General features: G+C 75.3%; 10 protein-coding genes. 6 read left to right on the forward strand and 4 right to left on the reverse strand.

What is annotated here, in order from left to right:
- Position 1 precedes the first annotated feature (1 nt).
- Genes CBP52_RS08275 through nirB form a run of 4 tightly spaced genes read right to left on the reverse strand, consistent with a single transcriptional unit; the run spans position 2 to position 5395 of the window.
- On the reverse strand, positions 2-1138 hold the full coding sequence (locus CBP52_RS08275; protein WP_232514718.1) for a uroporphyrinogen-III synthase: 1137 nt from the start codon (positions 1136-1138) through the stop codon (positions 2-4).
- Complete coding sequence (gene cobA / locus CBP52_RS08280) at positions 1135-2415, reverse strand: uroporphyrinogen-III C-methyltransferase (protein WP_094180550.1); 1281 nt, start codon at positions 2413-2415, stop codon at positions 1135-1137. Before cobA ends, CBP52_RS08275 begins: the two co-directional genes overlap by 4 nt.
- On the reverse strand, positions 2412-2846 hold the full coding sequence (gene nirD / locus CBP52_RS08285; protein WP_094180551.1) for a nitrite reductase small subunit NirD: 435 nt from the start codon (positions 2844-2846) through the stop codon (positions 2412-2414). The genes cobA and nirD overlap by 4 nt, the downstream gene beginning before the upstream one ends.
- On the reverse strand, positions 2843-5395 hold the full coding sequence (gene nirB, locus CBP52_RS08290) for a nitrite reductase large subunit NirB (protein WP_304441738.1): 2553 nt from the start codon (positions 5393-5395) through the stop codon (positions 2843-2845). The genes nirD and nirB overlap by 4 nt, the downstream gene beginning before the upstream one ends.
- 220 nt (positions 5396-5615) lie before the next feature.
- Here nirB and CBP52_RS08295 point away from each other — a divergent pair, with 220 nt between their 5' ends.
- From CBP52_RS08295 to CBP52_RS08320, 6 genes are all read left to right on the forward strand, one after another.
- Positions 5616-7226 carry an HNH endonuclease signature motif containing protein gene (locus tag CBP52_RS08295; RefSeq protein WP_094180553.1) on the forward strand — a complete coding sequence of 537 codons (1611 nt, stop codon included), beginning with the start codon at positions 5616-5618 and terminating at the stop codon, positions 7224-7226.
- A 40-nt stretch (positions 7227-7266) separates the two neighbouring features.
- Complete coding sequence (locus tag CBP52_RS08300) at positions 7267-7827, forward strand: DUF1697 domain-containing protein (RefSeq protein WP_094182266.1); 561 nt, start codon at positions 7267-7269, stop codon at positions 7825-7827.
- A gap of 177 nt (positions 7828-8004) precedes the next feature.
- Positions 8005-9090: an ABC transporter ATP-binding protein gene (locus CBP52_RS08305; protein ID WP_094180554.1), complete on the forward strand. Its 1086-nt coding sequence runs from the start codon at positions 8005-8007 to the stop codon at positions 9088-9090.
- Positions 9087-10331 carry an ABC transporter permease gene (locus tag CBP52_RS08310; protein ID WP_094180555.1) on the forward strand — a complete coding sequence of 415 codons (1245 nt, stop codon included), beginning with the start codon at positions 9087-9089 and terminating at the stop codon, positions 10329-10331. Before CBP52_RS08305 ends, CBP52_RS08310 begins: the two co-directional genes overlap by 4 nt.
- Positions 10332-10375: 44 nt before the next feature.
- Entirely contained in the window at positions 10376-10822 is a 447-nt protein-coding gene (locus CBP52_RS08315; RefSeq protein ID WP_094180556.1) for an HIT family protein, read from the forward strand.
- A 139-nt stretch (positions 10823-10961) separates the two neighbouring features.
- Entirely contained in the window at positions 10962-12629 is a 1668-nt protein-coding gene (locus tag CBP52_RS08320) for a molybdopterin-dependent oxidoreductase (RefSeq protein ID WP_094180557.1), read from the forward strand.
- Positions 12630-12752 lie beyond the last annotated feature (123 nt).

Here is a 12752-nt window from a genome sequence, read left to right on the forward strand (position 1 = left end):
GTCACGACAGCGCCAGCTCGAGCCGGTACCCGCGCTTGACGACCGTGCGGATGAGCCCGCGCGAGCCCGTCGCCTCCCGCAGCCGGGCGATCGCGACCTCGGCGGCGTGCGGGTCGCGCGAGTCGCCGGGCAGCGCCGCGAGGACCTGGTCGCGCGGCACGACGGACCCGCGGGCGTGGGCCAGCAGCCGCAGGATCTCCAGACCCGTCGGTGTCAGCGGCAGCACCCGGCCGTCGAGGACGGCCGCACCGCGGTAGACGCGCAGCGGACCTGCTGCGGTCTCGAGCGCCTCCAGACCGCCGTAGTGGTTGACGATCAGCCGCACGAGCGACCCGAGCCGGCCGCGGTCGGGCACGAGCGGCTCGATGCCGCGCGCGACGAGCGGCGCCGCCGTCACGGGTCCGACGGCCGCCATGACGACCGACCCCTCGCGGCAGCGCTCGACGACGAGGTCGGTCACCCCCTGCGCGTCGGCGGCGTCGAGCCAGGCCGCCGCACCCGGTGCGGACGTGAACGCGACCGCGTCGACCTCACCCCCGGCCACGGCGCACACCGACGCCGCGACGGCGGCCGGGTCGGGCGGCGGACCCCAGCGGTACACGACGAGGCTGCGGACGCGCGCGCCCGCGAGACGGAACGCGTCGTCGAGGCCGTCGGATCCCGCGCCGTGGTGCTGGACCACGATGTCGCGACCGTGGACGCCCTCGTCGAGCAGGACCTGCGCCACCTCGGCGCTCGTCTCGGACTCCGCGACCCAGTCGGGCGTCAGGCCCGCCGCCTGGATCGCGCCGCGCGCCTTCGGGCCGCGTGCGACGATCCGGGCGTCCCGCAGCGCCGCGAGCAGGTCGTCGGCGATCCCGGCGGCGTCCGCGGCCTCCACCCACCCGCGGAACCCGATCCCGGTGGTCACGACGACCGTGTCCGGCGGGTCCGCGACGAGGTCGCGCGTCGCGGCGATGAGCGCCGCGTCGTCGATGTGCGGGACCATCCCCAGCGCCGCGGCGTGGCGCACCGCGGCGCCACGGCGCGTGAGCGCGGCGGTCAGCTCGGCGGAGCGTCGGTCGGCGGTGATGAGCACGACGCACCCCGCCAGGGTCTGGTCGATCCCCTCGTGGGTCGTGCTCGGCGCGATGCTCACCACGCCATTGTGCGGTCTGTGAGGTCCGTCGTCTCGCACGCGTCCGCGCCACGCGGGTCGAGCAGACCCGGCGCCGCGACCTCGCCCAGCACGAGCACCGCGGGTGCGCGCACGCCCGCCGCGAGCGCCGTCGCCTCGAGCGTCCCGAGCGTGGCGCGCGTGACCCGCTGCGTCGGGGTGGTCGCACGCTCGACCAGCGCGGCGGGCGTCGTCGGCGGCACACCCGCGGCGAGCGCGCCCGACGCGAGCTCGCCCAGCGCCGCCACGCCCATGAGCACGACGACCGTGCACGTCGCGTCGCGCAGCCCGACGAGCGCGGCCGACGACCAGCCGTCGTGGCCGTTCATCACGTGCAGCGCTCCGACCGTGCCGCGGTGCGTGAGCGGGATGCCCGCCGCGGCCGGCGCGGCGAGCGCGGAGCTCACGCCCGGGATCACCGTCACCGGGACCCCGGCCTCACGGCACGCGAGGACCTCCTCGCCGCCGCGCCCGTACACGAACGGGTCACCGCCCTTGAGCCGCACGACGACGCGCCCGCGCTGCGCGTGCTCGACGAGGATCCTGCCGATCTCGTGCTGCGGCACCGGGTGATGGCCGGGCGTCTTCCCGACGTCGACGACCTCTACGTCGGGCGCGAGCTCGTCGAGCACCTCGACCGGGCCGAGCCGGTCGGTCACCACCACGTCCGCCTCCGCGAGCGCCCGCCGGCCCGCGAGCGTCAGCAGCCCCACGTCACCGGGACCGCCGCCGACGAGCACGACCCGCCCCGCGCCGCCGCGGCGCCGCGCGCGCACGTCCGCACGCCCCTCCCGCAGGTGCTCGGCCAGCACGTCGCGCACCCGCTCCGCGAGCGCGTCGCGCACCACCGCCGTGCGGCCCGGGTCGGGCGCGCCGGTCGAGACGACGCCGACGAGCACGTCGCCGAGGCTCGTCGTCGCCGGCGTCCGTGCCGTGCCACCCGCGGCCCGTGCGGCATGCACGCAGAACACCCGGCGGTCCGCGGCCCAGCGCGCCACGTCGTCGTCGCACCGGCGGTCCCCCGTCGCCGTGTGCACGAGCCACACGCCGTCGAGGTCGCTCTCGACGACCTCGCGCGCGCGCCACTCGAGCTGACCCCAGCGATGCGCGTCCCGCAGCGGCTCGCACAACGCGGGCGCGACGACGACGACGCGCGCGCCGTCGGCCACCAGCGCCGGCACCCGCCGCGCCGCGACCGGGCCACCGCCGACCACGAGCACGCGCCGGCCCGTCAGGTCCACCCCGAGCATCGTCGTCATCCGGCACTCCCCGCGACGTCCGCCGACGGGGCCGCGAGCTCGACCACGCCGTCCACCACGCGCACGCGCCACGTGCGCAGGTCCGCCGGCATCCCCGCCACCGGCGACCTGCCGACCGCGTCGAGGCACACGCCCGTGCGCAGGTCGAACACCTGCTTGTGCATCGGCGACGCGACGGTGGGCACCACCTCGTCGCCGACGTGACGCGTCCCGACGATGCCGCGCGACAGCACGTACGCACCGCAGAACGGGTCCTGCTGCTGCACGGCGTGCACCGTGTCGTCGACGAGCCGGAACAGCGCGACCTGCGCACCGCCGACCAACGCGGCCGCGCCGCGCTCCGGGGTCAGGTCCGCCAGCCGGCAGACGGCGACCCACCCACCCGCGGGCTCGGTCCGCCGGGTGTGCTGGGGGATGTCGAGGACGGTCATGCGCGTACCTCCAGGGTCGTGCCGGCGACGAGGACCGGCTCGCCGCGCTCGGCGGCGGCACGCTCGTCGGGCGTGGCGGGTCGGGCCTGGCCCCGCTCGGGGACGTAGGCGAGCGACGGGTCGGGCACCTCGGGGGCGTTCACGAACGACGCGAACCGCCGCAGCTTCTCGGGGTCCTCGAGCGTGGCGCGCCACTCGTCGGTGTAGTCCTCGACGTGCCGCGCCATCTGCTCGTCCAGGTCCGCGCAGATCCCCAGCGAGTCGTCCATGACGACCGCGCGCACCCCCTCGAGGCCGCCCTCGACCTCGTCGACCCACGGTGCCGTGCGCTGCAGGCGGTCCGCCGTGCGGACGTAGTACAGGAGGAACCGGTCGATCGTCCGGATGAGCGTCTCGGTGTCGAGGTCCTCCGCGAGCAGCCGTGCGTGACGCGGTGTGAACCCGCCGTTGCCGCCCACGTAGACGTTCCAGCCCTTGTCCGTCGCGATCACCCCGACGTCCTTGCCGCGCGCCTCCGCACACTCGCGCGCGCACCCCGAGACGCCCAGCTTGATCTTGTGCGGGCTGCGCAGGCCGCGGTACCGCAGCTCCAGCAGCACCGCGAGCGCCACCGAGTCCTGCACCCCGAACCGGCACCACGTCGACCCGACGCACGACTTCACCGTGCGCAGCGACTTGCCGTACGCGTGCCCCGACTCGAACCCCGCGTCGACCAGCCGCTGCCAGACGGCCGGGAGCTGGTCGATGCGCGCGCCGAACAGGTCGATGCGCTGACCGCCCGTGATCTTCGTGTACAGGCCGAAGTCCTTGGCGACCTCGCCGATCGCGATCAGCCCCTCGGGCGTGACCTCACCGCCCGGGATGCGCGGCACCACGGAGTACGAACCGTCCTTCTGCAGGTTGGCCATCACGTGGTCGTTCGTGTCCTGCAGTGCCGCACGCTCACCCTCGAGCACGTGCGCCGGGGCCGTCGTCGCGAGGATCGACGCCACCGCCGGCTTGCAGATGTCGCACCCGCGGCCCGCCGCGTCCGTGCCGAACCGCGCGATGACGTCGGTGAACGACGCGACGCCCGAGACGCGCACCGCGTCGTAGAGCTGCGCGCGGGACAGCGCGAAGTGCTCGCACAGCGCCGACGACACCGTGATCCCCTGCTTCGCGAGCTCCGTCCCCACGAGCTTCTTGACCAACGGCAGGCACGAGCCGCAGGACGTGCCCGCCCGCGTGCACGCCTTGACCGCGCCCACGTCGGTGCAGCCGTGCTCCGTGACCGCCGCCCGGACCGCGCCTGCGGTGACGTTGTTGCACGAGCAGACGCCCGCGTCGTCGGGCAGCTCGAGGTCGGGCGCACCCGCCCCGCCCTCCGGGAGCAGGTACGCGCCCGGGTCGCCGGGCAGCTCACGGCCCAGCATCGGCCGCAGGCTCGCGTACGCGGACGCGTCACCGACGAGGACGCCCCCGAGCAGCGTGCGCGCGTCGTCGGACAGCACGAGCTTCTTGTAGACGCCCGCGACCGGGTCCGCCCACACGACCTCGAGTGCGCCCGGCGTCGTGCCGAACGCGTCGCCGAAGCTCGCGACGTCCACCCCCGCGAGCTTGAGCTTCGTCGCCGTGTCCGCGCCCGGGAACTGCGCCGCCCCGCCCAGCAGGCGGTCCACCGTGACCTCCGCCATCGCGTAGCCCGGCGCGACGAGCCCGACGCACGCGCCCCGGATGCAGGCGACCTCGCCGACCGCCGAGACGTGCGGGTCGTCGGTCAGGCACGTGTCGTCGACGACGACACCCCCGCGCTCCCCGACCGTCAGACCGCTGCTGCGCGCGAGCTCGTCACGCGGCCGCACGCCCGCCGCGACCACGACGACGTCCGCGTCCACGCGGCCCCCGTCCGCGAGGTCGAGCCGGCCCACACCCCCGCGGCGGTGCGGGCGGATCCGCGTGGTCATCGCGTTCAGCCGCACACCCACGCCCAGGCCGTTGATCAGGCGCCGCAGCGCCTCACCGCCGCCCAGGTCGACCTGCGTCGACATCAGGTGCGTGCCCACCTGGATCACCGTCGCCTGCGCGCCCAGCGCCTGCAGCGCGCCCGCGGCCTCCAGGCCCAGCAGACCACCGCCGAGCACCGCGCCACGCACCACGCGTCCGCTCTCCCGCAGCCGCTCGACGTACCCGCGCAGCGCCGCGACGTCGTCCACCGTGCGGTAGACGAACACGCCCTCCAGGTCCGCACCCTCCATCGGCGGGACCCACGCCGACGAGCCCGTCGCGAGCACCAGGTGGTCGTAGCGCTCCGTGCGGCCGCGCGCGGTGGTGACCGTGCGCGCCGACCGGTCGACCGCCACCACCTTGTCGTCCCTGCGCAGCGTGACGAGCGGGTCGTCCCACAGCGCCGGGTCGCCGAGCGCGAGGTCGTCCGCGTCGCGGCCGGAGAAGTAGCTGGTGAGGGCGACGCGGTCGTACGGACGACGCGGCTCCTCGGCCAGCACGGTGATGCGCCACGTGCCGGCGGTGTCGCGGTCACGCATGGCCTCGACGAGGCGCTGCGCCACCATGCCGCCGCCGACGACGACGAGGTGCTTGTTCACGGGGGGCTCCGTCCGACGGGTGACGAGAACACCGCCGACGCTACGAACCGCGTGTTTCGGGCACGCGTGCGCTCGCGTTTCCCGGTCGCAACCTTTCTCGCACACCGGGCGCCGCGTCGATGTGAGCCCCGCACGGGGTGCGCCGACCCCTGGCGCGCCGATGTCCGGATCGCGTAGGGTCGAACACATGTTCGAGGCCGATGTCGTGACCGGAGGCGCCGCGCGGGCGCCGGGGGCGCCTGGGAGCCAGAGCGCTCTGGCGCTGCTGGAGCGCGCGCACGGTTCGCTGCGGTCGCTGGCGGGGTCCAGCGAGCCCGGGACGTGGGACGCCGCGACGCGCGCGCGGGCGATCCGTGTGCTCGACGGGCTCGCCGCCGTCGTCACGGCGGTGCGCGCGCCGCTGCTCGTCGCGCAGCACGCCGCGGCCGCCGAGGTGGCGAACGAGCGCGGGTTCGTCGACGCCCGGGCGCGGCAGTCCGGGGCCAGCCGGGCGGCGGTCGCGCGCGAGCTGGGTGCGGCGCACGCCATGGCTGCGCTCCCCCACGTCGGACGGGCCGTGGCGGAGCACGTCGTGCCCGTCGGCCACCTCGACGTCCTCGGCCGCACGCTCACGACGGCGGGCCCGCGCGCGGTCGACGTCCTTGCGCGGCCCGAGACGCAGCGCGAGCTCGTCGAGCTCGCACGGCAGACCGACGCGCGCGAGTTCGCGCGGTCGGTCGGGGCGCTCGTCGCCCAGCACGAGCCGGACGTGGTCAGCGACGCCCGCGAGGCCGCGCGCCGGGCCCGGTTCCTCACGCTCACGCACGGCGCGGACGGGACCTACCTGCGTGGTCGGCTCGACCCGCTGTCCGGTCACGCTCTTGCCCGCGCCCTGGACGCCACAGGGCACCGCGCCGACGACGACCGCACGGGCGAGCAGGCGCGCGCCGACGCGCTGACAGCCCTCGCGCACCACGCACTGACGGGTGGGCAGCGCACGCACCCTCCGAGCGCCACGGGGGCATCGGCCCCGGCCGGTCCGCCGGACGTCGCGCTGCATGCCGACGACGGTCAGCTGCCCGACGGCGCGGCGCGGGCGCCTGCCGCGCACGTGAGCCTGCTCGTGCCCGCCGAGGCCTGGCTCGAGGTCCGCGAGCGGGCCCGGTCGAGCCGCTCGGCCGGTGACGGGCTCCCGGCGGCGCGAGGTGCACCACCGGGAGATGCAGCACCGCGAGATGCACCACCACCGGACTCGTCCGAGGTCACGTCGCAGGTCACGTCGCAGGTCTCGTCGCAGGTCACGTCGCGGGCGGTGCCGCGGGTGCGGCCGGCGGTCAGCGACGACGGGGTCGTGCTGACGCGTACCGAGCTCGCGGCGGCGCTGTGCGACTGCGCGATGGCGCGCGTGGTCATGAGCGCATCTGGTCTTCCCCTCGACGTCGGAAGGAGTCGACGCATGTTCACGCCCGCCCAACGCCTCGCGGTGGTCGCTCGGGACAGGCTGTGCGCCTGGAACGGGTGCTCGACGCCCGCGCGGTACAGCCAGGTCCACCACATCCGGTGGTGGCACCGCGACGGCGGCCCCTCGGACCTGGAGAACTCCGTGCTGCTGTGCGGGTTCCACCACCACGAGGTGCACCGGCTCGACCTCGACGTGCGCCGCCTGTCGCCGGTGGACCCGCCCCGCCCGGGACGGGATGCTGACGACCAGGACACCGGGCCGACGTCCGGGATCGACGTGCCCGCGCGGTACGAGTTCCTCGGCCGGTCCGGGCGCGTGGTGAACGGGCCCGGGCCCGACCCGCGGTGCGGCCCATGAGCAAGAGAGAGGTGGACCCCGTGACAGAGAGGTGGACTCCGTGACCAGGACTGTGGTCATCGGCCTGCTGCGCGCGGTCAACGTGGGTGGACGCAAGCTCACGTCCGCACAGCTGCGCGCGGCCGCGGAAGGGCTCGGGTACACCGAGGTGAAGACGTACGTGAACTCCGGGAACGTGGTCGTCGTCGCGCCGCACGGCGCGCCCGCTGCCGCGGACGCCCTCGGTGCCGCGCTCACCGCCGAGGCGGGGTTCGACGTCCCGGTCGTCGCCCGGACGGCGAGCGCGTGGCACGCGGTCGTCGAGGCGTGCCCGTTCTCCGACGAGGCCCGCGACGACCCGTCGCACCTCGTCGTGGTCGCGTGGGACGGCCCGGTCGCCGAGACCGCCAGCGCGTTCGACCCGGCGCGGTACGGGAACGAGCGGCTGGTCTGGTCGCGCACCGAGCTCTACGCCTACTACCCCGACGGGATCGGTCGGTCGCGGCTCACGCTGCCCGTCCTCGAGAAGGCCGCGGGCCGGGGCGGGACCGCCCGCAACTGGAACACCGTGCTCGCCCTCGACGCGTTGGCACGCGAACGCGAGGCGGGAGGTCAGGCTTGAGCGCGCGGGGAGACGGGAGCGGCACGGCGGGCGGGTGGGAGGACCAGGTGACGATCAGCGCGACCGGCCGGCGACGCGCGCCCTGGCTCGCGGACCGCGGGTCGTACCCCTCGCGACCTGGGCGCGCCGCCGTGATCGTGCTGGTCAGATGGCGATCCGTCTGATGGGATCGTGGTCATGGCCGAGCTGACCATCGACTCCCTGTCCAAGGCGTACGGGCCCGTACAAGCACTGCGCGACATGTCCTTCTCGGTGCGCGCCGGCGAGATCTTCGGGTTCGTCGGGTCGAACGGTGCGGGCAAGTCCACGGCGATGCGCATCATCCTGGGCGTTCTCGCAGCCGACTCGGGCGAGGTGCGCTGGGACGGCCGGCCGCTGGACCTCACCGTGCGCCGGCGCATCGGGTACATGCCCGAGGAGCGGGGGCTCTACCCCAAGATGCGGGTCGGCGAGCACCTGGTGTACCTCGCGCGGCTGCACGGCATGTCCAAGTCGGACGCCGTGAGCGCCATGGAGCACTGGACGCACGTGCTCGGGATCGACTCGCGGCGCGGGGACGAGGTGCTCAAGCTGTCGCTCGGCAACCAGCAGCGTGTGCAGCTCGCGGCGGCACTCGTCCACGGCCCCGACATCCTGGTGCTCGACGAGCCGTTCTCGGGGCTCGACCCGGTCGCGGTCGACGTCATGAGCCAGGTGCTCCACGACCAGGCGGCAGCGGGTGTGCCCGTCATGTTCTCGTCGCACCAGCTCGAGCTCGTCGAGCGGCTGTGCGACCGCGTCGGCATCGTCCGGTCGGGCTCGATGGTCGCGGTGGGCGGGATCGACGAGCTCCGCTCGACGCCCGAGCGGCGTTGGCTCGTCGACGGGCCGGCACCGCGGCTGTGGCTCGCTCAGGTGCCCGCAGCGCGGCTCGTCTCCACGCAGGAGACCGACCTCGCGCCCGGAGCCGGGAGCCCGACGAGCCCGGTCGCGGGGCAAGACGCGACCGCAGGAACGCGCAGCGTCGGGGCCGCAGGGACGCGCAGCGTCGTCGAGGTCGCGGACCCGCAGCTGCAGGACGTCGACCAGCAGCTCCTCGCCGCGGCCCTGGGCGTCGGCCCGGTGCGCGAGTTCGCCCGCGTGCGCCCGTCGCTCGTCGAGCTGTACCGGCACGTGGTGACCAGCGACGACCCGCCCGGTCCCGACGGGTCGACCCCGACCGTACTGCCGACCGGTTCGACCACCGATTCGGCCGGTTCGACGAGCACGGAGGTGACGGCGTGAGCGCCGATGCACGGCAGGGAGCCAGCACGCGCCAGGTCGCCGCGACCGGGGAGCTCGGGACGAGCGCGGCGATCCGCCTCGTCGCGGCTCGGGAGATCACGACGCGGGTCCGCACGCGCGCGTTCATCTGGACGACCGCGCTGTTCGTCGCCGCGGTCGTCCTCGGAGGGATCCTGCTCGACGTCGTGGGCGGCCAGGAGCCCGACGCCACCGACGTCGGCTTCACGCCGTCCGCCGCGCAGGCGGCGAGCCTGTTCGAGGCCACCGCGAAGGGCATGGGGGTCACGGTCCAGACCCACGAGGTCGACGACGCGACCGTCGACGAGCAGCTGCAGGACGGCTCGCTCGAGCTCGTGGTGACCGCGGTGGACCCGACGCTCGACGTCACCGTCGACGACGCGGTCGGCCAGGCGCTCGAGCCCGTGCTCGCGGCGTTCGCGCAGCAGCTCGCCCTCGCGTCGGCCGTCACCGACCTGGGCGGCGAGCCCGCCGAGGTCGCGGGGCAGATCGCCGACGCCCAGCCGCAGGTCACCGCCCTGGACCCGGAGCCGGTGCGCGACGGCGGTCAGATCGTCGCGGGCTACATCGCGGGCATCCTGCTGTTCATCTCACTCATGACGGCCGGCCAGCTCGTCGCGCAGGGCGTCGTCGAGGAGAAGTCCAGCCGGGTCGTCGAGCTCCTGCTCGCGACCGTGCGGCCCGCCCAGCTCATGGCGGGCAAGGTGCTCGGCATCGGTGTCGTCGGGCTGCTGCAGGTCGCGCTCGTCGTCGCCGCCGGAGCCGGCACCGCCACCGCACTCGGGCTGCTCGACGCCTCGTCGCTCGACATCGGCACGACCGCGGTGTGGGCGCTCGTGTGGTTCGTGGTCGGGTTCGCGATGTACGCGCTCGTGCTCGGCGCGCTCGGAGCACTCGTCTCGCGCCAGGAGGACGTCGGCTCGGTCATCGGCCCCGTCACGACGCTGATGATCGTCCCCTACGTCCTCGGCATCTCGATCCTGCCCTGGGACCCGACGAACTCGCTCGCCACCTGGCTGTCCTTCGTGCCGTTCTGCTCACCGATGCTCACGCCGATCCGCATCGCGCTCGGCGCCGCGGAGACCTGGGAGGCGCTGCTCGCGCTCGGGCTGTCGATCGCGCTCGTGCCGGTGCTGGTGTGGCTCGCAGGCCGCATCTACTCGGGTGCGATCCTGCACTCCGGGAGCCGCATGAAGATCCGCGACGCCCTGCGGCGCGCCTGAGCACGCCGCGCGGACGAGACCCGGCGCGCGGCTAGGTTGGACGCATGGCCACGTTGTTCACCAAGATCATCGACGGCGAGATCCCCGGACGGTTCGTCTGGGCCGACGAGGTGTGCGTCGCCTTCGCGACCATCGTGCCGATCACGCCGGGGCACGTCCTCGTCGTGCCGCGCGCCGAGATCACCGAGCTCACGCAGGCGCCGGACGACGTCGTCGCGCACCTCGCGGTCGTCGCGCGCACCATCGGGGCGGTGCAGCAGGCCGAGTGGGGTGCGCCGCGCGCTGCGCTGCTCGTCGCCGGTTTCGAGGTCGCGCACCTGCACCTGCACGTGCTGCCCGCGTGGGACGAGTCGAGCCTCACGTTCGCGAACGCGCGCAGCGACGTGCCCGCCGAGGAGCTCGACGCCGCCGCCGAGCGTCTGCGCACAGCGCTGCGCACCGCGGGACACACCGACCACGTCCCCGCGACGCTCGGCTCCCCCGCGCTCTGACCCGCGCGCCGGCCGCACGAGGCGCCGACAGAGTCAGACCCGGAACAGAGTCTCGTCGCGAACAGACTCTCGTCGGGAACGGCGTACTCGTCGGGCGCCGGGTCTGGTCGGGAGCCGGGTCAGGCCGCAGCATGGAGGCATGGCGGCGGTCGGGACGGGTGACGAGCAGGGCTCGGGACACCGCCGGGGGCGGAGCGCGCGGGCGCGGTTCGCGGCGCTGGCCGGGCTCGCCTCGGGGCTCGTGACGCTCGGGGCCGCTGCGCTGGTCGCGGTCGTCACCGGGGCGTCGAGCGATCCGCTCGTCGCGGTCGGCGCGGCGTTCGTCGACGCGACGCCGACGTGGCTCAAGGAGCTGGCCGCCGAGACGTTCGGCACCGCCGACAAGGCTGCGCTCGCCGTCGGCGAGGCGCTCGTGCTCGCGGGGCTCGCCGCGCTCGCCGGGGTGCTGGCCGCGCGGCGGTGGGTCTGGGGCGCCGCGGTCGTGGTCGCGCTCGGTCTCGTGGCAGCCGCCGCGGCACTCGGCCGGCCAGGGGCGTCGGCGTGGACGGCGGCGCCCGCGGTCGTCGGGACCGCCGCCGGGCTCTGGACGCTCCGGCTGCTCGTCGACCGCCTGCCGGCGCCCGCCCGGTCGAGCTCCGTCGCGGCGACCGGCAGCGGGGGCACGCCCGCGCACCCGGTCGGGACCGCGAGCGCGGGCGGGCCCGGGACGGTCGGGACGTCCGCGCGCGATGCGTGGTCGAGGACGGACCGGCGGGGCTTCCTGCAGGCCGTGGGGGTGGCGGCGGCTCTCGGAGCGGTCGGGGTGGTCGTCGGCCGGGCCGCGGGTGCGGCGGGACGCGCGGTGACGGCGGCGCGCGACGCGGTCCGGCTCCCGCGGCCGGTCCGCGCGGCGGCACCGGTGCCCGCAGGGGTCGACGTCCCGGTCGACGGGGTCGAGCCGTGGCGGACGCCACCCGACGCGTTCTACCGGATCGACACCGCGCTCGTCGTGCCGCAGGTCGACCCGGCGACCTGGACGCTGCGGGTGCACGGCCTCGTCGAGCGTGAGGTGGAGCTCACGTGGGACGAGCTGCTCGCCTCCGACCTGGTGGAGGCGTGGGTGACGCTGTGCTGCGTGTCGAACCCGGTGGGGGGTGACCTCGTCGGGAACCAGCGGTGGCTCGGGCTCCCGGTGCGGGACCTGCTCGCGCGTGCGGTGCCGCACGCGGACGCGGACATGGTGCTCTCGCGCAGCGCCGACGGTTGGACGGCGTCCACACCGATCGAGGCGCTGACCGACGACCGGGACGCGCTGCTCGCGGTCGGGATGGACGGCGCGCCGCTGCCCGTCGAGCACGGGTTCCCCGTGCGGCTCGTCGTGCCCGGCCTGTACGGGTACGTGTCGGCGACGAAGTGGGTCACCGAGCTGGAGGTCACGCGGTTCGCCGACGCGCGGGCGTACTGGACGCAGCGCGGGTGGTCGGAGCGCGGCCCGGTGAAGACGCAGTCACGGATCGAGGTGCCACGCGGCGGCGGGGACGTCGCGGCGGGTGACGTCGTGGTCGCCGGGACGGCGTGGGCGCAGCACCGTGGCGTGCGGCGGGTCCAGGTCCGGGCCGACGAGGGCGCGTGGCAGGACGCGACGCTCGCGGCGGACGGCGGCATCGACTCGTGGCGGCAGTGGCGCTGGACGTGGCGCGCAGAGCCGGGCGAGCACGTGCTGCACGTGCGGGCGTTCGACCCGGAGGGCCCGCAGACGGGCGAGGTCGCGGACGTGCTGCCGGACGGCGCGACGGGCTACGACTCGGTGCACGTCACGGTCGTGTGACCCGGACGGGCTCGTCGGGCGGCACGACCGGACAGCGTGACCGGACGGCGTGACCGGGCAGCGTGACCGGGCAGCGTGACCGGACAGGGTGACCGGACATCGTGACCGGTCAGCGTGACCGGT

The organism is Cellulomonas sp. PSBB021 (genome assembly GCF_002240455.1).
GTDB classification, from domain to species: domain Bacteria; phylum Actinomycetota; class Actinomycetes; order Actinomycetales; family Cellulomonadaceae; genus Cellulomonas; species Cellulomonas uda.